16 protein-coding genes and 1 pseudogene are annotated in these 20,926 nt (G+C 63.7%); 8 read left to right on the top strand and 9 right to left on the bottom strand.

Annotation, left to right across the window (positions count from 1 at the left end; translation table 11 throughout):
* Positions 1-40: 40 nt before the first annotated feature.
* The 4 genes from BLS26_RS01250 (at position 41) to BLS26_RS01235 (ending at position 3,916) form a co-directional block, all read left to right on the top strand.
* On the top strand, positions 41-628 hold the full coding sequence (locus BLS26_RS01250; RefSeq protein WP_092507719.1) for an NAD(P)H-dependent oxidoreductase: 588 nt from the start codon (positions 41-43) through the stop codon (positions 626-628).
* Between the two features lie 54 nt (positions 629-682).
* On the top strand, positions 683-2,362 hold the full coding sequence (locus BLS26_RS01245) for a glutamine--tRNA ligase/YqeY domain fusion protein (RefSeq protein ID WP_092507717.1): 1,680 nt from the start codon (positions 683-685) through the stop codon (positions 2,360-2,362).
* Positions 2,363-2,384: 22 nt separating this feature from the next.
* Positions 2,385-2,768 carry a nuclear transport factor 2 family protein gene (locus tag BLS26_RS01240; protein WP_092507714.1) on the top strand — a complete coding sequence of 128 codons (384 nt, stop codon included), beginning with the start codon at positions 2,385-2,387 and terminating at the stop codon, positions 2,766-2,768.
* A 326-nt stretch (positions 2,769-3,094) separates the two neighbouring features.
* Positions 3,095-3,916 carry an outer membrane protein gene (locus BLS26_RS01235; RefSeq protein WP_092507712.1) on the top strand — a complete coding sequence of 274 codons (822 nt, stop codon included), beginning with the start codon at positions 3,095-3,097 and terminating at the stop codon, positions 3,914-3,916.
* Between the two features lie 444 nt (positions 3,917-4,360).
* Here the strand turns inward: BLS26_RS01235 and BLS26_RS01230 are convergent, their stop codons facing one another.
* A complete protein-coding gene (locus tag BLS26_RS01230) occupies positions 4,361-4,642 on the bottom strand; it encodes a hypothetical protein (protein WP_244541810.1) in 282 nt (93 codons plus the stop codon).
* Positions 4,643-4,792: 150 nt separating this feature from the next.
* Here BLS26_RS01230 and BLS26_RS01225 point away from each other — a divergent pair.
* Positions 4,793-7,087, top strand: a pseudogene (locus BLS26_RS01225) (ComEC/Rec2 family competence protein).
* Positions 7,088-7,200: 113 nt separating this feature from the next.
* Here the strand turns inward: BLS26_RS01225 and BLS26_RS01220 are convergent.
* From BLS26_RS01220 to BLS26_RS01200, 5 genes are all read right to left on the bottom strand, one after another.
* Positions 7,201-7,428, bottom strand: a complete 228-nt coding sequence (locus BLS26_RS01220; protein ID WP_092507710.1) for a hypothetical protein — start codon at positions 7,426-7,428, stop codon at positions 7,201-7,203.
* Between the two features lie 68 nt (positions 7,429-7,496).
* A complete protein-coding gene (locus BLS26_RS01215; RefSeq protein WP_244541809.1) occupies positions 7,497-7,919 on the bottom strand; it encodes a hypothetical protein in 423 nt (140 codons plus the stop codon).
* A 234-nt stretch (positions 7,920-8,153) separates the two neighbouring features.
* Positions 8,154-8,861 (bottom strand): transcriptional repressor LexA, encoded by a 708-nt coding sequence (lexA, locus tag BLS26_RS01210; RefSeq protein ID WP_092517489.1) that lies wholly within the window; start codon positions 8,859-8,861, stop codon positions 8,154-8,156.
* 203 nt (positions 8,862-9,064) lie between these two features.
* Complete coding sequence (gene glp / locus BLS26_RS01205; protein WP_092507708.1) at positions 9,065-10,276, bottom strand: gephyrin-like molybdotransferase Glp; 1,212 nt, start codon at positions 10,274-10,276, stop codon at positions 9,065-9,067.
* Between the two features lie 19 nt (positions 10,277-10,295).
* Complete coding sequence (locus tag BLS26_RS01200; protein WP_092507706.1) at positions 10,296-10,928, bottom strand: HAD-IA family hydrolase; 633 nt, start codon at positions 10,926-10,928, stop codon at positions 10,296-10,298.
* 132 nt (positions 10,929-11,060) lie between these two features.
* Here BLS26_RS01200 and BLS26_RS01195 point away from each other — a divergent pair, with 132 nt between their 5' ends.
* Both BLS26_RS01195 and BLS26_RS01190 read left to right on the top strand, forming a co-directional pair.
* Positions 11,061-11,399, top strand: coding sequence for a hypothetical protein (locus BLS26_RS01195; protein WP_244541808.1), 339 nt, complete (start codon positions 11,061-11,063; stop codon positions 11,397-11,399).
* 61 nt (positions 11,400-11,460) lie between these two features.
* Complete coding sequence (locus tag BLS26_RS01190; RefSeq protein WP_092517485.1) at positions 11,461-12,630, top strand: NADH:flavin oxidoreductase/NADH oxidase; 1,170 nt, start codon at positions 11,461-11,463, stop codon at positions 12,628-12,630.
* On the opposite strand, the gene BLS26_RS01185 is transcribed toward BLS26_RS01190, so the two are convergent.
* A complete protein-coding gene (locus BLS26_RS01185) occupies positions 12,631-13,116 on the bottom strand; it encodes a GNAT family N-acetyltransferase (protein ID WP_092507704.1) in 486 nt (161 codons plus the stop codon).
* A 169-nt stretch (positions 13,117-13,285) separates the two neighbouring features.
* Between BLS26_RS01185 and BLS26_RS01180 the strand changes: the two genes are divergently transcribed.
* A complete protein-coding gene (locus BLS26_RS01180) occupies positions 13,286-14,617 on the top strand; it encodes a S41 family peptidase (protein ID WP_092507702.1) in 1,332 nt (443 codons plus the stop codon).
* 75 nt (positions 14,618-14,692) lie between these two features.
* Here BLS26_RS01180 and BLS26_RS01175 read toward each other — a convergent pair whose 3' ends face one another.
* Positions 14,693-17,935 carry an adenylate/guanylate cyclase domain-containing protein gene (locus BLS26_RS01175; protein ID WP_172804521.1) on the bottom strand — a complete coding sequence of 1,081 codons (3,243 nt, stop codon included), beginning with the start codon at positions 17,933-17,935 and terminating at the stop codon, positions 14,693-14,695.
* Between the two features lie 186 nt (positions 17,936-18,121).
* Positions 18,122-20,854 (bottom strand): EAL domain-containing protein, encoded by a 2,733-nt coding sequence (locus BLS26_RS01170; RefSeq protein WP_092507698.1) that lies wholly within the window; start codon positions 20,852-20,854, stop codon positions 18,122-18,124.
* Positions 20,855-20,926 lie beyond the last annotated feature (72 nt).

The raw sequence follows: 20,926 nt of genomic DNA, 5'->3' as shown, positions 1-20,926 counted from the left end.
ATCGGCCGACCGTGTATCATGGCGGCGGGAGATTGTGCCAATGCTAATCCAGGTCGTTCATAGCCATCCGCTGACGGACAGCTATAACCACGCTCTGTTCCGGACCATCGTCGAATCGCTGCAGGACCGGCACCAGGTCGTCGCGACCGATCTTTATCGAGAGGGCTTTTCGCCTGTCATGACCGAGGCAGAGCGTCAGAGCTATTATCAACCGCCGTATGCCGAGGAGAAGGTGGCCGCTCTGACCCGGCAATTGCGGCAGGCCGACGGCATTATTTTCTGCTTTCCGCACTGGTGGTTCTCGATGCCGGCGATGCTGAAGGGCTATTTCGACCGGGTTTGGGCGCCAGGAACGGCATTTGCGCATGATTTGGATGGCGGACGCATCAAGCCCCTGCTAACCAACATCAAGCTGTTCGGCGTGGTGACGACCTATGGCTCGCCCTGGTGGCTCACCCGCATCGTGATGCAAGACCCCGGCCGCAAGGTGCTGTTCCGCGCCTTGAAGCCCATGTGCGGGCCCGGAGTTCGATCATTCTACCTGGCGCACTACGATATGGATCGATCGACGCCGGCCTCACGCCAAGCGTTTGCGGAACGCGTGCGTGCCAAAATCACCGGGCTTTGAGCTCATCGCGGATGGTTCGCCCGCGGCAAGAATGAAAGACGTAAGGGACTAAGGATGACGACTGAAACGACAACAGCCGAAGCGGGGCGCGATTTCATCCGCGACATCGTCCAGGCCGACCTCGACTCCAAAAAGCACAACCTGATCGTGACCCGGTTCCCGCCCGAGCCGAACGGCTATCTGCACATCGGCCACGCCAAATCGATCGCGCTCAATTTCGGCATCGCGCAGGAATTTGCCGGGCGTTGCCATCTGCGCTTCGACGACACCAATCCGACCAAGGAAGAGCAGGAATATATCGATTCCATCCAGGCCGACGTGCACTGGCTCGGCTACGACTGGGGAGCCGATCTGTTCTACGCCTCGGATTATTTCGAGCGGCTGTACGACTGGGCGGAGGGCCTGATCAAGGCCGGGCACGCCTATGTCGACGACCAGTCGCAGGAGGAGATCCGCACTAGCCGCGGCACGCTGACGGAGCCCGGCAAGAACAGCCCGTTCCGCGAGCGCAACGTCGAGGAAAACCTCGATCTGTTTCGCCGCATGAAGGCCGGTGAATTCCCGAACGGCGCCCGGGTGCTGCGCGCCAAGATCGACATGGCGGCGGGCAATATCAACCTGCGCGATCCCGTGCTCTATCGCATTCTGCATGCCGAGCATCCGCGCACCGGCACCAAATGGTCGATCTATCCGAGCTACGATTACGCGCACGGCCAGTCGGACGCCATCGAAGGCATTACCCATTCGATCTGCACGCTGGAGTTCGAGGATCACCGCCCGCTGTATGAATGGCTGCTCGACAAGCTGCCGGTGCCGTCGAAGCCACGGCAGTACGAATTCGCGCGCCTGAACCTGACCTACACGCTGCTGTCGAAGCGCGTGCTGACCCAGCTCGTGCGCGACGGCCACGTCTCCGGCTGGGACGACCCGCGGATGCCGACGATTGCCGGCCTCAAGCGGCGCGGCGTGCCGCCGGCAGCGGTGCGCGAATTCATCAAGCGCATCGGTGTGGCGAAAGCCAACAGCGTGGTCGATGTCGGCATGCTGGAATTCTGCATCCGCGAGCTCCTCAACAAGACCTCGCAGCGCCGGATGGCGGTGCTGCGGCCGCTCAAGGTCGTGATCGAGAACTATCCGGAAGGCGAGAGCGAGGAGCTCGACGCCGTCAACCATCCCGACGATCCGGCGGCCGGCTCCAGGAAGATTTCGTTCGGCCGCGAGCTCTATATCGAGCAGGACGATTTCATGGAGAACCCGCCGAAAAAGTTCTTCCGGCTGTCGCCCGGCAACGAAGTGCGGCTGCGCTATGCCTATTTCATCAAGTGCCGGGAAGCGATCAAGAACGCCGCCGGCGAAGTGGTCGAACTGCGCTGCACCTACGATCCCGCGACCAAGGGCGGCAACGCGCCGGATGGGCGCAAGGTCAAGGCGACGATGCACTGGCTGTCGGCCAAGCAGTCGGTGCCGGCGGAAATCCGCGTCTACAACCAGCTATTCGCCAATCCGAACCCGAGTGCCGCGAATTTCGCCGCCGACCTCAATCCGCAGTCGCTGGAAATTCTGCCCGATGCGCGGATCGAGCCGTCGGTCGCATCAGACAATTCGAACGAGGTGATGCAGTTCGAGCGCCAGGGCTATTTCGTCCGCGACAAGGATTCCGCGCCCGGCAAACCGGTGTTCAACCGCACCATCGGCCTGCGCGACAGCTTTGCGAAGGAAGTCGCCAAGAGCTGAAGTTCTCTGACGGGATCATCTAATGAGCGCGACCGACGACATCGTCTCCGGCATCATGGCGAAATGGGCGCAGACCTTCAGCGGGTTCGATGCCGACGCGCAGGCGTCACTCTATTCGAACAACGCGCTGTTCTACGGCTCGAAGCCCACGCTCTACCGCGGCCGGGACGGCGTCGCGTCCTATTTCAACGGCTTGGCAAAATGGTCCTCGCGCGAGGTGGCGTTCACCGACGTTGTGGCGGTGCCGGCCGGGGACGATGTGATCAACGTCGCAGGCATTGCCAACTTCGTGATCGACAAGGGCGCCACCAACCTGTCGGTCAAGATCACCTGGGTGATCGTGCGCGAAGATGGCGACTGGAAGATCGTCAGCCATCATGTCTCGTCGAGGGGCGCGCTGATCTAGCGGGTCCCTGAAATTACTTCCGCTATCGGCGCAGCAACAGACATGGCCGGACTTGCTGCCGGTTTGACCCGGTCGCGTTTGACCCCAAATGCGAAATCAGCCAGCGCACCTATGTTGCAGCGCATCGTTTTCGCCTTTTAAAAATTGAATCGCTTTGAGAAGGCGAGTTGTGAAGGGGTACTCATATTACTGCGGGTTGCTGTGGCGCTTCGGCAACGCTTGTCGAAGAACTGGCCAAAGTCAGTGTATGACGATGACACAGACCTGAAATCAGATTAGGTAGAATCTACTGATAAATTATTTCTAGGCTATTTTGGGGACCGTCTATGAAATTTTCAAAGCTCGCACTTGCTGTCACGGTTTGCTCGGTCATCGGAATTGGCGCGGCATCTGCCGCCGATTTGGCCGCCCGTCCCTACACTAAAGCCCCCGCAATCGTTCCCGTCGCAATTTATGATTGGAGTGGGTTTTACATTGGCGGAAATGGCGGCTGGGGATCCAGCCGGAAATGTTTTGAGGACCAAATTGACTCGACTGGCCGCCGGACTCTTGGATCCGAAGGATGCCACGATGCAACGGGTGGCGTGGCCGGTGGTCAAGTTGGGTACCGCTGGCAGTCAAGTGCTTGGGTGTTCGGTGTAGAAGCTCAATATGATTGGGCTGACCTCAAAGGATCAAACATAAGCAATCAATTCTGTGTCGCAGGATTGTTCTGCACGACAGAAAACACCAAAATCAAGTCCCTTGGCATGTTCACTGGCCAAGTGGGTTATGCTGTAAACAATTGGCTTCTTTACGCGAAAGGCGGAGCGGCGGTTACCCAAGATAATTATTTCTCCACGCTCACGTTCGCAGGTGCTCCGTTTCGGGGTGGCGGAGCCTCGGATACTGCAAGTGAGACCCGTTGGGGTGGTGTTGTCGGTGCCGGTGTCGAGTTTGGTTTCGCTCCGCGATGGTCAGTCGCTGTTGAGTACGACCATATGTTTATGGGGACACACGGGGTCAATTTTTACAACACAAACCTTATCGGCAACCCATTCCTTACCGGAACGTTTAGCAGGAACGTAAATATTCGTCAGGACGTCGATCTGGTTACCGTTCGACTGAACTACACCTTTGGCGGCGGAGCAGTGGTTGCAAAGTACTGACAACCGCGCCCATTGACTAAACCAAAAGCCCCGGCCAATGCCGGGGCTTTTTTTGTGCTCAATTTGAGCTGTATGCTCGCGACGCATGAAGAGAAACCCAGAGGAGCAAAGCGCTGAGCAGGCAAGCAGCCGAGGCTGCGCTTGCTGCTGCCCAACAATTACCTGGCGGCCCCGAACGGATTGAGGCCCTTAAAAGGGCTGGATAACTTCGATACGAGGCTGACAAGCGAAGACGCTCGATTGAGCAATAGATTGATCGGAGCCATAAATTGCTTCGCGCAAAGACGACGTCATCGAATTATCGTTTCACTTTGGCGCGTCGCGTCGCGTCGTTTCGTTGCCATGCAATCCGTCGGCTATCGGGGCACACCGGACTCTGGTGCGCCGTCAGTCCGACAGATTCGTAGGTTTACAACCCGACAGGACGCGTTGCCCGAAAGCCGCCTAGCAGCCCCGGCAAATGCCGCGCATGGCGCGGGCGAGTGTTGCATCGTCCGACGTCATCGGCTCCAGCGGCTTCGATTGCTCGGCTTCGCGGGCCGCCTGCTGCTTCAGCCGGTCGGCGCGGGCCGCCTCCTGGCGCTGGTAGCAAGCCTCGCGTTCGGCCTTCTCCTGAACGAAACGGCATTGCTCGGGCGCAGCGTTCGCGGAAACGGAGGCGGCCGTCGCCAGCGGCAATGACAACGCAATTGAGAAGGCAATTGTTACGCAGGCCGCAAATTTCATGTCTCGCCCTTGATCCCAGTCCGAATCCTGTTCCACCCGACTGTACCGATAGTCGGGACCGGTTTCCTCAGGTTTCTGCATCCGTTCTGCTATCGCTGTGATGACACGTTCCGGTAGCTTTGCGCCCTGCAGGGCATCGCGGGTAGCGGGATGGCGGAGCAGGGCAATACGCCAGGTGGAAGGCGCGGCTATGCCGGGACGTGGCCGCCGCGCGCGGCGGTGCCGGCCGGCGGGTTTGCGCCGTCCGTGCTCGGCGCCTGGCCGCCGTTCATCGAGACATTGCGCCAATGGGTGCGCGCGGAGGCGGGCGCGGGCCGGCTGCTGCCCTGGGTGCCGGTCGCGTTCGGCACCGGCATTGCTTTTTATTTTGCTGCCGATCACGAGCCGGTGCTGTCGGTGGCCGCTACCGCGGCGGTGGCGCTCGGCGTGATCGCGTTGCTGTTGCGGCGGCAGAAATTCTTTGCCGTGGCTGTCATGATCGCGGCGGTTGCGGCAGGTTTTGCCACCGCGACCTGGAAGACCGCGCGGATCGCGCATGGCGTGCTGGCGCGGCCGATGTTTTCGGTGACGCTGACCGGCTTCGTCGAGACCCGAGACATCCGCGAGCGCACTGACCGTTTCGTGCTGCGGGTCGTCACCATGGAAAGTGCGCGCGGAACGACAAAGCTGGAGCGCGTGCGGCTGTCGGTGAAGAAGGGCACCGCACCCGCGGTCGGCAGTTTCGTCGAGTTGAAGGCGCGGCTGTTGCCGCCGCTGGCGCCGCTGCGGCCGGGCTCCTACGATTTCGGCCGCGACATGTTCTTCTCCGGGATCGGGGCTTCCGGCTTCGCGATGGGCGCGATCAGGACCACGGAGCCGCCGGCCGCCGGCGGGTGGGCGTTGCGCTATTCGGCCCTGATGCAGAACCTGCGCGATGCGATCGACGCCCGGATCCGCACCGTGCTCGACGGCGACCGGCGCGCGATCGCGACCGCACTTCTGACCGGGCGCCGCGATGCGATCACGACGCCGGTCAACGACGCGATGTTCATCTCCGGCCTCGGCCACGTGCTGTCGATCTCGGGTTACCACATGGCTGTGGTCGCCGGCGTCGTGTTCTTTGCGGTGCGGGCGCTGCTGGCACTGTTTCCGGCGTTGACCGCGAGCTAACCGATCAAGAAATGGTCGGCGGCGGCAGCCCTTGTGGCCGCCGCCTTCTATCTGCTGCTGTCGGGCGCCGAGGTCGCGACGCAACGGTCGTTCTTCATGACCGCGGTGGTGCTGATCGCGGTCATGGTCGACCGCCGCGCCGTCACCTTCCGCACGCTCGCGGTCGCGGCCATGATCGTGCTCGCGATCGCGCCGGAGGCTTTGGTACATCCGAGCTTTCAGATGTCGTTTGCGGCGACGCTGGGTTTGGTCGCGCTGGTGCAGATCGGCATGCCGCGTTTGTTCGCCACCGCAGAACATTCCGCGACCGCGCGCGTCGCGCTGTGGGGCGGCCGTGAAATCATGGTGCTGCTGTTGGCCTCGCTGGTGGCGGGGCTCGCGACCACGCCGTACGCGGCGTTTCACTTTCATCGGGTGACGCCCTATGGGGTGCTGGCCAATCTCGCGGCGATGCCGGTGGTCTCGGCGGTGGTGATGCCGGCGGGCCTGCTCGGTCTGGTCGCCATGCCGTTCGGCTTCGACGGCTTCTTCTGGTGGCTGATGGGGCTCGGCATCGACTGGATGATCTCGGTGACGCAGTGGGTTGCGGGCTTGCCCGGGGCAGTCGGCCGGGTGCCGGCGTTCGGCATCGGTCCACTGATTGCCGCCAGTGCCGGCATCATCCTGCTCGGCCTGTTGCGCACGCCGCTGCGCTGGTCCGGCGTGGCGCTGCTGCTGGTCGCGACAGTGTGGGCGGCGCGGCTGCCTCAGCCGGATATCCTGGTGTCCGCCGATGGCCGCCATGTCGGCGTACGCGGCCAGGACGGGCGGCTGCATCTGATGCAGGCCGCCAAAGGCTCCAAGGATGCCTTCCTGGTCCGGGAGTGGCTGGCGGGGGATGCCGATGTGCGAACCGCCGACGACGCCACACTCGGTGAGGGCGTCTCCTGCGACGACAACGGCTGCGTGACCGCATCGTCTAATGGCGCCCTGGTCGCATGGGCGCAGCGGCCCGAGGCGCTGGCGGATGATTGCGAGCGCACGGCGCTGATCGTGACGATGCGGCAGCCGCCTGGTGGCTGCGCCGCGTCGGTGATCGACACCGAGCGCCTGCGCCGGCAGGGCGCGCTGGCGCTGCGGCGCGGCCGCGACGGATTTGTCGTCGACGCCGTCAAACCTGGAGGGATCGACCGTCCTTGGTCAAAGGCGATCGCCGAGGACGGCGAAACCGACAGCGCCGTGCTGGCGCCGCGCAAGCCGTCGCCGCGCGCCGTCGATGCGACGCCGTCGGACGCTGACCTGCAGGCGGAGGAGTGAGGTGCGCCATAGCGTTTTCGAGCGAAGTGGACGCCGGTTCGCGTAGAGAAAACGCGTCAAAACAAAAAAGTAGAGCCCGGTTCTGATTCAATCAGAACCGAAAAGGCTCTGCGTCAATGCTCGCTCGGCGCGGAGCTGGTCGGTAGCTCAAAAGCGCCGAGATGAAACTCTTCCGGCGCATCCGGCTCCGAGGGCAGGTAGACCAGCGTGAAGGCGGCTTCCGGATACTGCCGCCAGATCGCGAGATCGTCGGCGCTCACCGTCAGCCAGCCGAACCTGAACATGTAGCGGCCAGGCTCGGTGACGCGTCCGGCGCGTTGCCATGTAACCTTGTTGACCACCGCTCGCTCCCCAATTCGTCGGTGTCACTCCGCCGGCTGTGGCCGGCGAAGTGTTTCATCCGCAGGACTCAGCCGATGAAAAATGAGGTCGTCGCCGTCGGCGCAACGGCCGCAGGCGCGCGTTCCACGGCCGGCGTAAGCACCGGCAGTTGCAGCACGGTGACGTGCTGGCCTTCGCACAACTGGGTCACCAGCACGCGGCTTCCGTCCGGAAATTCGATCGCATCGTGGTGACGATCGGGCGTCTCAGGCTCGATATGGTTGAAAACGCCGACCCGCCAGTCGAGCGTCCGCGTCCAGATCCAGCGGTTGTCATATTTGACCTCTCGCGCGAACGCGAGCTCGGTGCCGGGAAGCATGCAGACCGCGACGGCAAGTTCGTTTTCGGATGCAAAGCCGCGGGTCGACGTACCGCGGAAGGTGGTGGTGATCAGCGTCTCTCCGACTTTGGCGGGGCGCGATGCCACGGCGTGCAGACTATAGTCACACATCGGATGGCTCCCTCGATTGAGATAGCTGACCCGTGTCTCTCGGAGGCACAGGCCTCTATCAGAGTGGACATTGGCGCGGAGCCTCGTCCGCCTTCGGGGCAATTCTGCGGCTCCACGCCGGTGCCTTCCATCACAAACGCGCTAACGCGTCTTGGTTCCAAAGGCGCAACAAAAAACCCCGGCCGACGGCCGGGGCATTGGTCGATGTCGGGGCCGGCGCCTGACGGGCGCCGATCAATACTTTCGGTACAGCCCGATCAGCTTGCCCTGAATCCGGACCCGGTTCGGCGGCAGGATGCGGACCTCGTAGGAGGCATTGGCGGGCTCGAGCGCGATCGAGGCGCCGCGGCGGCGGAAGCGCTTCAGGGTGGCTTCCTCCTCGTCGATCAGGGCCACCACGATATCGCCGGTGTCGGCGGTCTCGTTGCGCTGGATCAGAGCCATGTCGCCGTCGAGAATGCCGGCGTCCACCATCGAGTCGCCGCGCACTTCGAGCGCGTAATGTTCGCCGCTTCCGAGCATGTCGGGCGGCACGCTGATGGTGTGGCTGCGGGTCTGCAGCGCCTCGATCGGCGTACCGGCGGCGATCCGGCCCATCACGGGGACGGAGACCGGGCGGTTGCTGTCATCCTCGGCGGCGGCGCTGGCGGTGCGGACCTTGCCCAACGTGCCCTCGATGACACTCGGCGTGAAGCCGCGGCGGCCATTGCCGTTACCGCTGCCGGCCAGTTCGGGAAGCTTGATGACCTCGATGGCGCGGGCGCGGTTGGGCAGGCGGCGGATGAAGCCGCGCTCTTCCAGCGCGGTGATGAGGCGGTGGATGCCGGATTTCGAACGCAGGTCGAGCGCGTCCTTCATCTCGTCGAACGAGGGCGGTACCCCGGCCTCCTTCAGCCGTTCATTGATGAAACGCAGAAGTTCGTACTGTTTGCGCGTAAGCATCGCGAGCATTCCCCCGGTTGGCGGCGTTCGTCCGGTTTCGAGACTTCAGGTCTGGATTCCCGGGAGTTCAAAAAACTCCCCAGGTAGACACTAATTCTCGAAACAAATCATGAACGGACACTATATGTTCGATATGTGTTCCGCAACCACTTAATTTGGGGTGAACGTGGGCCGGGTTTTGGCAGCAGGTGTCGCGCAGGGCTTCACCCCGGCAGCCGAAGGACCTCGCAAGGCGCGCCCTTCTGAGCCGCCGGCGCAAACGGCGGACGTATCAGAAGTGCCCGTGCCGCAGCGAGATTTCCAAGCAGCGACGAGTCCTGATGATTGACCGGTACCGCCGTCAGCGTGCCGTCGGCATGCTCCTCGAGGCGGGCGCGCAGATAGTCTTCGCGCTGGTCGTTGGCGCTAAGATCTCGGCCGAGCAGCGCGGGCTCCCTGACGTGATGGATGTTTTTGCGGCCCGAAAGCGCGCGAATCAACGGCACCAGAAACAGGAAACCGCAGACATAGGACGAGACCGGATTGCCGGGCAGGCCGATCACCCGCATCGCCCCTAACCGTCCATGCATCATCGGCTTGCCGGGCCGCATCGCGATCCGCCAGAACGCCATGGCGACGTCCTCGGCCTCCAGCGACTGCTTGACGAGGTCGTGGTCGCCGACGGACGCCCCGCCGGTGGTGATCAGGATGTCGGCGCCGGTATCGCGGGCGCGGCGGATGCCTTCGGTGGTGGCGGCGACCGTGTCGGCGGCAATGCCGAGATCGACGGTCTCGGCGCCCTCGGCCCGCGCCAGCGCGCGCAGCGCATAGCCGTTGGAATAGACGATCTGCCCGGGGCCGGGGATGTTGCCCGGCATGACAAGCTCGTCGCCGGTGGCGAGCACGGCGACCTTGGGACGGCGGCGCACGGCAAGCTCCGGATAGTTCATGCCGGCGGCGAGCGACAGATCGCGGTCGGTGAGGCGGCTGCCACCCGAAAGCAAGACGTCGCCCTCGCGGAAATCGACCCCGGCGGGGCGGATATGGCGCCCGGTGACCGCGGCCTCGGTGATGCCGATGTGATCGCCCTGGACCGTCGTGTCTTCCTGGATGATGACGGCATCGGCGCCATCGGGGATGACACCGCCGGTGAAAATCCGCACCGCTTCGCCCGCGCCGACCTTGCGCTCGAACGGGCGGCCGGCGGCGACCTCGCCGATCACCTTCAGCCGCGCGGTGAGGTTAGAGGCGTCGGCGGCGCGTACCGCGTAGCCGTCCATTGCCGACATCGCCTGCGGCGGCTGCGTGCGGCGGGCGGCGACGTCGTGCGCCAGCACGCGATGCCAGGCGGTATCGAGCGCGACCATTTCCTCGGGCAGCGGGTCGGCGCCCGCGAGAATGGCGGCAAGCGCGTCGGCAACCGGCATCAAGGCCACGGGCAAATCCTCTCAGATTTCAAAGCTGGATCCCAAGTGCGGTGAGTGCCTTTGCCACGTCATCCGTCGATGTCACGTGGACAGCAGCCAGGCCGCGCGAGCGCGCGCCCTCGATGTTGGCGGCGACGTCGTCGAAGAACAGGATTCGCGACGCCGGCACGCCGATCGCCTTTACCACATGATCATAGGCTCTAGCGTCGGGTTTTCTCAAGCCGATGGTCGAGGACAGGAATATTTCGCTGAAATGGCTGAGCACGTCGGCATAGGCGCGCGAGAAATGCGCGACATGGGCCGGATTGGTGTTGGAGAAGGCGTAGAGCGGCAGCCGTTTCCCGGCCGTTGCCAACAAAGGCGCAATGCCGGGCATTTCGCCGGCGAAGATCGCGTTCCAGCCTTCGAGAAACTGCTCGTCCGAGATGCCGATGCCGAGCGAGCTGCGCAGGTTCTGGAAGAACGCGGCGTCGTCGATCCTGCCGACCTCGTGGTGCTTGAAGCTGTCGTCGACGACGAAGCGGCTGGCGAGCTCGGCCGGCGTGCAGCCGGCGTGGCCTGCCCAGCTTGCCATAACCTTGCCGAAATCGATGTCGAGCACGACGCGCCCGATGTCGAACAGCAGCAGCACGTCGGCGGAGTTGGGGGCGACGGAGTTCATGGTTTTCGTTTACAAAACTGTATCGCTCCGGGCAACGCCGGGGTGGCGTCAAGGGGCTCCCTCGCGCAATCCGACACTTAAGCCGGCGCGCGAGCTGTGCTAAGCGTTACCGAACGTCTTGGGAGTGGTCGTATGCGCATCTTCAGCCGAATTGTTGCCCCCGTCGCCTTGATCGCGTTGGCGATCGCCATGAATGCCCCCGCTGCGGCCCAGCAGAAGCCCATGCAAAAATACGGCGAAGAGGACAAGGCCAAAACGCCATCGGAAATTGCGGCCGAGAAGGAAGCCGAGAGGGCCTATCAGCGGTCGCTGGGTAATATTCCGGCCCAGCAGAGCACCGATCCCTGGGGAACGGTGCGCAGCGACAACGCCGCGCCGAAAGCCGCTAAAGCCGCGCCGGCAAAGCCGAAAGCCAAGACGTCCGACACCAAGCCGGCCGATACCAAGACCGGTACCGCAGCCGCCAGATAAAAATAGCGGACGCCGCCCGGCACACACCGGAACCAGGATGTCGGCCAGGGAGGAACAAGAAATGTCGGACATGCTGCTGTTTTCCCCGATGTCGATCCGCGGCGTCGAGTTGCGCAATCGCATTGTGGTGCCGCCGATGCATCAGTATTCGGCGGTGAAGGGCTTTCCGACCGACTGGCACTTGATGAACGCCGGCAAATTTGCCGCCGGCGGCGCTGGCCTCGTGGTGGTGGAATCGACCAAGGTTGAGCGGCGCGGCTGCGGCACCGTCGGCGATCTCGGCATCTGGGACGATGCCTTTGTCGAGCCGCTCAGCCGTCTCGCCAAATTCATCAAGCAGCAAAATTCCGTGGCCGGCATCCAGCTCGGACATTCCGGCCGCAAGGCGCGTGCGACGCGGCCGTGGGAAGGCGACCGGCCGCTGCAACGCTCGCCGGACATCGAGGATTGGGACGCCTGGTCGCCGATGGCGCCGAGTGCGCTTGCCCATAGCGAGAAATGGCCGGTGCCGAAGGCGCTGGAACGCCAGGAGGTCAAAGACCTGGTGCAGGCCTGGGGCCATGCCGCGCGGCGCGCGCATGAAGCCGGCTTCGACGTGCTGGAGCTGCACGGCGCGCACGGCTATCTCGTGCACCAGTTCCTGTCGGAGCGCTCCAACCAGCGCAGCGACGAATATGGCGGTTCCGAAGCCAACCGGATGCGCTTCATCACCGAAATCACTGAAGCGGTGCGGACCCACTGGCCCGATCACAAACCTTTGTTCGTCCGCCTGTCGGTCGAGGACAATGCCGGGTGGGGGCCGGAACAGAGCGCGCGGCTGGCCAAGACGCTGAAGACCAAAGGCGTCGACGTCATCGACTGCTCATCGGGCGGCATCACCGAGATGGCGCCGATCCTGGGCAAGGAAATCAAGTACAGCTACCAGGTGCCGCTGTCGGAATACGTCAGGCGCCACGCCGATATCATGACCATGGCGGTCGGCCTCATCATTCATGGCGATCAGGCCGAGCAGATCCTGCGCGACAAGCAGGCCGATCTGATTGCAGTCGGCCGCGAGATCCTCAACAATCCGAACTGGCCGATGGATGCGGCGCTGAAGCTCGGCGTCGATGGGCCATTCCGCAACGTGCCGCCGCAGTTCGGCTACTGGCTCGGCACCCGCGCCAAGCGCGGCTTCGGCACCCAGCCCTCGACCTGGCAGAACGGGCTGCAGAAGGCGGGCAAGCCATAGCTACGTGCCGACCTGCTTCTCAAGGAACACGCTGTTCGCAATGGCGCTCGGCGCCATCAGCGCATAATCGCCGAACGCCGCACACTCCCGGAACCCCATTCGCGTATAGAGCCGCATCGCCGCGATCTGGCGCGTTCCTGTTTCCAGACGAAGCAGGGAAAGTCCGGCACTTCGTACTTCCTGCTCGATGCGCGCGAGAATGGCGTCGGCAACTCCCTGGCCCCGGGCGGTGTCCCGCACATACATGCGCTTGACCTCGGCGAAGTCGGGGAAGAGCGCGACACCGCCGCACCCCACCGCCGCGCCATGGAATGTTGCAACGAAGAACCGGACGTGGGGTTGAAAGATCGCGTCGAGCGCCAATCCGTGCCGCTGCTCCGGCGGATACTCGGCCGCGAGCACGGCCTCAAGCTCACCGATCAGCAAGCGCACCTCGTCGGTCGCGTTCAGGGCAAGCTCGATCCGCACCTCGTTGTCATTGCTCATTAATGCACCCGTTCCACCGAGGTCCCCGAAAGGTCCGTAGTGGCCCGGTCCGGAACTGCCTTGATCCGACCAAAATGACAGGGTGTGTTGGCGCTCGCCGGATCAGGACGCCGATTCACGGGAACCGCGTGAATCCAGGCCGCTTATACCGAAAAAAGGACCGCTCGTGATGCGCAAGAACATTACCTTTCTGCTGGGCACGGCCACGGGCGTCTGCCTGACCCTTCTGGTTGCCGGGCCTCAGCAACTGGCGACGGCGGCGAGGGCTGCGGTCGAGTCCGGCACCTATTCGAAACTCAACCTGTTCGGTGACGTGTTCGAGCGCGTCCGCACCGACTATGTCGAGAAGCCCGACGACAGCAAGCTGATGGAGGGCGCCATCAACGGCATGATCTCCTCGCTCGATCCGCATTCGCGTTACATGAACGCCAAGGGCTGGAGCGATATGCAGGAGACCACGCATGGCGAGTTCGGCGGGCTCGGCATCGAGGTCACGATGGAAGACGGCTTCGTCAAGGTGGTGACGCCGATCGACGATACGCCGGCAGCCAAGGCCGGCATCATGTCGGGCGACGTGATCACCCAGATCGACGACGACACGATTCAGGGGCTCTCGCTCGACCAGGCGGTGGCCAAGATGAAGGGGCCGGCCGACAGCAAGATCAGGCTGAAGATCGTTCGCAAGGGCGCCGACGCGCCGGTCGACATCGCGCTGGTGCGCGAAGTGATCCGGGTCAAGCCGGTGCGCTACCACACCGACGGCGGCGACATCGGCTATATCAGGATCACCAGCTTCAACGAGCAGACCACCGACGGCTTGCGCAAGGCGATCACGGAAATTTCAAAGGAAATCCCGCAGGACAAGCTTGCGGGTTACGTCGTCGATCTCCGCAACAATCCGGGCGGACTGCTCGACCAGGCGGTCTCGGTGACGAGCGCCTTCATGAACCGCGGCGAAGTGGTTTCGACCCGCGGCCGCACGCCGGAAGAAACCCAGCGCTTCACCGCGCGCGGCGGCGACCTGACCAAAGGCAAGCCGCTGGTCGTGCTGATCAACGGCGGATCGGCTTCCGCCTCCGAGATCGTGGCGGGCGCGCTTCACGACCACAAGCGCGCCATGCTGATCGGCACGCGTTCGTTCGGCAAGGGCTCGGTGCAGACCATCATTCCGCTGGGCTCGGGCAATGGTGCGCTGGCACTGACCACCGCGCGCTACTACACGCCGTCCGGGCGTTCGATCCAGGCCCAGGGCGTCGTGCCCGACCTCGAAGTGCTTCAGGTCGTGCCGGACGAGCTGAAGAGCCGCGCCGAGTTGCAGGGTGAGGCGTCGATGCGCGGGCATCTGGCGGCAGCCGAGGGCGCCGAGCAGACCGGTTCGCAATCCTACGTTCCGCCATCGGAAAAGGACGACAAGGCGCTGACCGCCGCCTTCAACCAGCTCCGCGGCGTCACCGTGAACGCCAACGCCCCGTCGGCGGTGAAGCGGCCGGTGCCGAACTAGGGAAAACGCGTCAAACAAAAGACCTGGAGGCCCGTTCCGATTCCATCGGAACGGAAAAGGCTCTAGGACGCGTCCTCACCGTTCGGAGAGGACGGTCAGGCTTTCGGCCGCCGTCAGTTCGAAAGATTTGGCCATCTGCCGTCTCGCAACCACCAGCGACCGCTGGAAATGGGCGTGCGCCTCTCGGACATCAGGCGGATCGAGCGCCAGCATCACCGATCCGGCGATGCTGAAGGCTTCCGCCTCCTGCCAGCATTCGCCGCTGTCGCTGATGCTCTGCAAGGCGTCTTCACTGTAGCGCCGTGCATCGCCAAGCCGTCCGATGCGGGCGTAGGCCGCGCCCAGAATGCTGAGATACCACGGCGCATAGGCTGTCGCCCCGGTGGATCGCATGGCCGAAATCCCGGCCTCGATCATGTCGGCGGCAGCGTGGTCCTGTCCCTCAAGCGAGAGCAGGCGGCCGCGCAACAGCTTCCCATAGGCATTCCAGAAGCGGGATCCCTTTCCGTCGGCAAGTCGCATGAGTTCGTCGGCCAGCTCGGCCGCGGCGGTGAGTTTGCCCATGTAGATCAGCGCCAGCGACACATGGGCGAGCGCATACATCAACGTCGCGGCGTGATCGAACTCGCGCGCCTCGCGGATCGCGCGCTCGACGTCGGCTGTCGCGGCGTCGGTGCGACCGAGCGCCCACTGCGAAAAGGCGCGCCACGACAATGCAGAGACGAGAACATCATGGCCAAACCGCATCGCGAGCGGGCGGTGCTCGGGGTGGTGATACAGCGCCACGGCGCGATCGAGCTCGGCGGAGCCGACGGCCAGCTCCCCGGCGAGCACACGTGAAATTCCCATCAGGAGATGACCGATCATCACAGGCGTTCTGGCCTGCCGCTGTTCGGCAAGCGCCTGGAATTGCGCGGCGAGCTCGCATGTCACCTCTGCCTGAAACGACATGCGGCTTGCCACCCAGAAACCATACAGCACCGCAAACAGCACCATCGGGTCGTCCGTCGTATCGCCCAGCGCCTCCGCATGCTCGATCAATGCGCGGGCGTGATCGAATGCCGCTCGTGTCTCGGGAGCCGCATGGCCCTTGGTGTGGATAAGGGCATTGGCGAGCTCGATCTGCAGCGTGATCCGCTCACGCCGCAATGCGGCAGTCTCGGGCAATTTGGCGATCAGGTCGAGGGCGCGCGCGAGCTGCTCCGCCGCTTCGACCAGTGCCGACCGGGAAAGCGAGCGGCTTCCGGCCTTGCTCCACAGGCTTGCGGCCTTCTCGAGCAGGCCGGCTTCGGTGTAATGCCGGGCCAGCACTTCCGGTTGGCTGTCCGCAATATCCGCGAAATCGGTTTCGATGGTCTCGGCAAGCACGGCGTGGAGCGCGCGGCGCTTCTCACGCAAGAGGGTGCCATAGGCCGCTTCCTGAACCAGCGCGTGATTGAAGAGATAGGTCGCATCCGGGGGAACGCCCTGGCGAAACAGCAAGCCCGCGCCGGCGAGACGGTCGAGCGAACGGTTCAACTCAGGCTCGGTCAGCGGCACGATGGCGGCGAGGAGCGCATGGTTGAATTCGCGACCGATCGCGGCCGCCATCTGCGCCACCTCCTTGGCCGGACCAAGCCGGTCCAACCTTGCCATCAATGATGCGTGAAGGGTGGCCGGCACCGAGCTCGCAGCCGCAGGAATCGCTCCGGCTGGCCTCGTTTCGGAACCTGCCTCCAGCACGGCCTTGGTCATCTCCTGGACAAACAGAGGTATTCCGTCAGCACGATCGATGATCTCCTTGCGGATGTGCGCCGGGAGCGGGCGTTCTCCGATCACCTCGTTGAGGAGGGCTTCGGTCTGCTGCGGACCAAGCCGGGCGATCTCCATGACCGTGATGTGCGGCCGAGCCGCCCAAGGTGGTTCAAATTCGGTTCGAAACGTTGCAACCAGCAGCACGGGAAGGGCGGCAATCGCGTCCATGAGCTGACCAAGCAGTTCAAGGCTGGTCGGATCGATCCAATGCAGATCCTCAAATATCAGGAGCACCGGCCCGGAGCGCGCCAGGTTCTGGGTTTGCAGCACGATTGCTTCGAACGTTCTCTGGCGGCGCTGCGCCGGCGTCAGATCGTCGGCGGGATAGCGGCCGTCATTGGCGAGTTGGAGCAGATCGGCAAGCGGCGCCCCGTACGTTACGGCTTCCGACGAACGGCCGAGCATGGCGTCGAGCTTGTCGAGCTTTGCCTTCAGGTCGTCTTCGCGCGTGAAGTTCGCGCGCCGTTCCATCTCCTTGATAACAGGATGAAGCGGGGAGTTGGTATGCTGCGGAGAGCAGTAGTAACGCAGCTGCGTCGGCGCGTCTGCGGCAACCTGCTCCAGAACGGCGGCGACCAGACGCGATTTGCCGATGCCCGCCTCACCGGCAATGAGGACGACCTGTCCCTCATTCATTCGCGCTCTGGACCAGCTCTGCCCCAGGAAAGCGGATTCGCGCTCGCGGGCAATCAGGGCTCCCAACCCGCGCAGATGCAAGGCGTCGAAGCGGCCATCGATGGCGTTCGCGCCGTCGACCGCCCAGGCCTGAACCGGTCCGGGGAGGCCTTTCAGATGCTGCGGCCCAAGGCTTGTCAGCAGGAACAGATCGCCGACCAGCCGCCGCGTTGCGTCTGCGATAACGATCATTCCAGGTTGGGCAATCGCCTGCAGGCGGGCCGCCAGATTCGGCGTCTCGCCGACGACACCGCGTTCCTGCGCCTCTCCAGAGCCGACGATGTCTCCGACCACGACGATCCCGGTTGCAATCCCGACACGCACCTCCAGCCGGTTGGGCGCCGCCGTATCGAGCTTTGCGACCGCGGCGACGATGGCAAGTGCGGCCTGCACGGCGTGCTCGGCATCATGCTCGTGGGCCCGCGGATAGCCGAAATAGATCAGCACACCATCGCCCATGTATTTTGCGACAAAACCGCCGATCTGTTCAACGACCGCCGCGCAAGTCCGGTGGTACGCGCCAATGATCTTCCGCAAGTCCTCGGGATCGAGTTGCGTGGATAGCGCCGTCGAGCCGACGAGATCGCAGAACATGACGGTCAGCTGGCGCCGCTCGGCGGCATCAGGGGCTGATTCCGTTGGTGTGGCGGCGGATGCCGTCGTCTCGGCAGTATGAAGATTGTGGATCGCACGCAAGATCTTCTTGCGATCGCCGAGGACGACCCCGAGTTCTCTGAGGTCTTCGTCGTTAAGATCCCCCAGGACGGAGATATCGATCCGGTTTTCAAGAAACCGCTGGGCATAGCCAGACATGCCCAGCTTCTCAAGCCATTCCTCGATCTGCTGCATTCGAACCTCAACCGCGTTGCAATCTTGGCGTGGCATGATCACGGGATCAAGCAGGAATGTTTCGGAAGCAATGCGGATCTGCTGGCTCGTCGCTTCGCTCCTCGCAAAAATGACGGTTCTGAACGACTTGGCTGTTTGAATTTGAATGTATGTGCTTATGCCGCGTGGCGTTCTTCGCGGTGCGCCTCAGGCCGAGCGCGCGACCGGCTTGCGCTTGCCGGTCCGGGCCGGACGCGTGACCACAGGGTCCTGCCGGTGCGTCGACAGCAACGGCCGGATATCGGCCGCGGGCTTCGGCGGGCTGAACAGGTAGCCCTGCATTTCCGAACAGCCGAGCGCACGCAGCAGTTCGCGTTGCTGTTCGGTCTCGACGCCTTCGGCCGTCGTCGTCATGTGGCGGTCGGCGGCGATATTCACCACGGCCTGGACGATCGAGGACGAACCTTCCGGCGAGGCGAGATCGGTGATGAAGCACCGGTCGATCTTGATCTTGTCGAACGGAAACCGCTGCAGATAGCTCAGCGAGGAATAGCCGGTGCCGAAATCGTCGAGGGCTATTCTAACGCCGATGTCGCGAAGCTGGTGCAGGATGGCGAGCGCCGCGTCATCGTCGCGGATCAGCACGGCCTCGGTGATTTCGAGTTCCAGCCGATCGGCGGCAAGGCCCGATACCGCCAGCGCGGCAATGACCTTCAGCGCCAGCGTGCCGCTCTTGAACTGCACCGGTGAGACGTTGACCGCGAGCCGGACAGGGTCGGGCCAGGTTGCGGCCTCCCTGCAGGCGGTGGTCAGCACCCATTCGCCGAGCTGGTTGATCAGGCCGGTTTCCTCGGCGATCGGGATGAAGTCGGCCGGCGAGATCATGCCGCGCTGCGGATGGCGCCAGCGCAGCAGCGCCTCGCAGCCGGTGATGCTGTCGTCCTGCAGGCTCAGACAAGGCTGGTAGTAGACCTCGAAGTCGCCATCGGTGATGGCCTGGCGCAGGTCGGTTTCCAGGATGCGGCGGGCGCGGACTTCGGCTTCCATGGCCGGTTCGAAGAAGCGGGAGGTGCGGCGGCCGGCCGCCTTGGCGGCGTACATCGCCAGGTCGGCATTCTTCAGGATCTGGTCGAGATCGGACCCGTCCTGCGGCGCCAGCGCGACGCCGATCGAGGCGTCGGTGGTCACCTGATGGCCGAGGCATTCGTAGGGCGCGCGGATCGCCGCGAAGATGCGGTTGACGAGCTCGGTGACGTCGGAGGCGCTCCTGACGCCGGTCTGAACGATGGCGAATTCGTCGCCGCCGAGCCGCGCCACGAAATCGGTTTCGCGCACGCAGGCGCCGAGACTGATCGCCACGGACTTCAAGAGTTCGTCGCCGATCATGTGCCCGAGCGAGTCGTTGACGCTCTTGAACTCGTCGATGTCGATATAGAGCACCGCCAGTTGCTGGCCGGGTGCGGCGTGGAGCAGTTCGCGCTTGAGCTGTTCATGGAACAGCGCGCGGTTCGGCAGGTCGGTCAGCGCGTCGTAATGGGCGAGGTGGGTGATGCGCTCCTCGGCGCGGCGCCGCTCGGTGATGTCTTCATGGGTTGCGACCCATCCGCCGTCCGCCAGCGGCTCGTTGACGACCTGGACCCAGCGGCCGTCCGGCGTGGTGATGTCCATCGTGTTGCGCTGGCCGACGTCGCGCAGCACCAGCGCAACGTAGCGACCGACGTCGCCGTTGAAGGAGCCGGTCTGCGCGCGATGGGCGATCACATCGTGGAAACTGCAGCCCGGCTTGATGACCGCGGCCGACAGGCCGTACATCTCGATGTAGCGCTGGTTGCAGATGACGAGCCGCTGGGCTGAATCGAACAGCAGCAGGCCTTGCGTCATGTTGTTGACGGCGGTGTCGAGGCGCTGTTTTTCCAGCGTCAACCGCTGCTTCGACGCACGGTGTTGCTGCGAAAGCTTGCGCACCGCCTGAAACAGCAGCGCCGCTATCGCCAGCACCGAGAGGCTTGCCACCACGATCAGCATGGTGATCTGCTCGCGCCAGTCCGCTAACGCAGCGGATGTCGTCGTTGCCGCGACGATCACGATCGGAAAATTCGTCAGCGTGCGCCAGGAAATCAACCGGTCCTTGCCGTCGATCGGGCTGTAGAGTCGGGACGTGCTGTAGGGCAGTTCGAACACTTGCAACTGGCTGGCCGCGCCGGTCTTGAAGTTCTTGCCGATCATGTCGTCGACATGGGGATAGCGGGCGAGCAGCGTGCCGTCGCGATGGTGCATCGCTATCGCCGCACCGGATCCCAGCGCCACGCTGGCGAAGAATTTTTCGAAATTGACCGGCTCGATGCCGCGCCCGATGGCGCCGAGGAACTCGCCGTTGGGGCCGGTGACCTTGCGGGCGATCACCGTGGTCCAGACGCCGGTGATGCGGCTGTAGACCGCCTCGATCAGCATGGCCGGTGATTGCGGATCGGACTTGAAGGTCTTGAAGTAGGACCGGTCGGCGACACTGACCGCGGGCACCGGCCAGGCGGCCGAGGCGTTGATCAGTCTGCCGTCGGCGTCGAAGACATTGACGCCGCCGACATAGGACAGCGCATCCATCTTGGACTTGAGCATCAGGTGAATTTCCTGGCTCGACATCCGACGTTTGTAATTCTCTTGGGTGGCGATGCCGCTGGACCGCATGAAGGTGATGATGTCCTTCTGGACGACCTCGAAATCTTCGAGCTGCTGGTCGAAATGGCGGGCCAGCAGCAGCACGGTATTTTCCAGCTCGCGCTCGCTGTTGCGCAGCGCCCGCTCGCGGAAATTGCCGGCCATCAGCGTCGCGCCGATGGCAATCGCTGATATCAGCAGGATGCCGCCCAGGATCAGCCAGCGGATCGGGCCGCCGCGAAAGGTGGGCGCGAACTTCAGGGAATTGATGCCGGTCGAAACCATCGAAAGGGGTCGCTGCCTGGAGAGAACTCCGGAAGCAGAATTCTTTCAGCGTCCGGCCCGTCATCTTGGTAA

This window comes from Afipia sp. GAS231 (assembly GCF_900103365.1).
In the GTDB taxonomy this organism is placed as follows: domain Bacteria; phylum Pseudomonadota; class Alphaproteobacteria; order Rhizobiales; family Xanthobacteraceae; genus Bradyrhizobium.
The sequence above is the reverse complement of the archived record's forward strand: the minus strand, read 5'-3'. Positions and strand labels throughout refer to the sequence as shown.

What these genes read in the sequence shown, in the direction of transcription:
- BLS26_RS01250 (WP_092507719.1), top strand. Translation starts at nt 41, where the DNA reads ATGCTAATCCAGGTCGTTCATAGCCATCCGCTGACGGACAGCTATAAC.
- BLS26_RS01245 (WP_092507717.1), top strand. Translation starts at nt 683, where the DNA reads ATGACGACTGAAACGACAACAGCCGAAGCGGGGCGCGATTTCATCCGC.
- BLS26_RS01240 (WP_092507714.1), top strand. Translation starts at nt 2,385, where the DNA reads ATGAGCGCGACCGACGACATCGTCTCCGGCATCATGGCGAAATGGGCG.
- BLS26_RS01235 (WP_092507712.1), top strand. Translation starts at nt 3,095, where the DNA reads ATGAAATTTTCAAAGCTCGCACTTGCTGTCACGGTTTGCTCGGTCATC.
- BLS26_RS01230 (WP_244541810.1), bottom strand. Translation starts at nt 4,642, where the DNA reads ATGAAATTTGCGGCCTGCGTAACAATTGCCTTCTCAATTGCGTTGTCA.
- BLS26_RS01215 (WP_244541809.1), bottom strand. Translation starts at nt 7,919, where the DNA reads ATGTGTGACTATAGTCTGCACGCCGTGGCATCGCGCCCCGCCAAAGTC.
- lexA (WP_092517489.1), bottom strand. Translation starts at nt 8,861, where the DNA reads ATGCTTACGCGCAAACAGTACGAACTTCTGCGTTTCATCAATGAACGG.
- BLS26_RS01200 (WP_092507706.1), bottom strand. Translation starts at nt 10,928, where the DNA reads ATGAACTCCGTCGCCCCCAACTCCGCCGACGTGCTGCTGCTGTTCGAC.
- BLS26_RS01195 (WP_244541808.1), top strand. Translation starts at nt 11,061, where the DNA reads ATGCGCATCTTCAGCCGAATTGTTGCCCCCGTCGCCTTGATCGCGTTG.
- BLS26_RS01190 (WP_092517485.1), top strand. Translation starts at nt 11,461, where the DNA reads ATGTCGGACATGCTGCTGTTTTCCCCGATGTCGATCCGCGGCGTCGAG.
- BLS26_RS01185 (WP_092507704.1), bottom strand. Translation starts at nt 13,116, where the DNA reads ATGAGCAATGACAACGAGGTGCGGATCGAGCTTGCCCTGAACGCGACC.
- BLS26_RS01180 (WP_092507702.1), top strand. Translation starts at nt 13,286, where the DNA reads ATGCGCAAGAACATTACCTTTCTGCTGGGCACGGCCACGGGCGTCTGC.
- BLS26_RS01175 (WP_172804521.1), bottom strand. Translation starts at nt 17,935, where the DNA reads ATGCAGCAGATCGAGGAATGGCTTGAGAAGCTGGGCATGTCTGGCTAT.
- BLS26_RS01170 (WP_092507698.1), bottom strand. Translation starts at nt 20,854, where the DNA reads ATGGTTTCGACCGGCATCAATTCCCTGAAGTTCGCGCCCACCTTTCGC.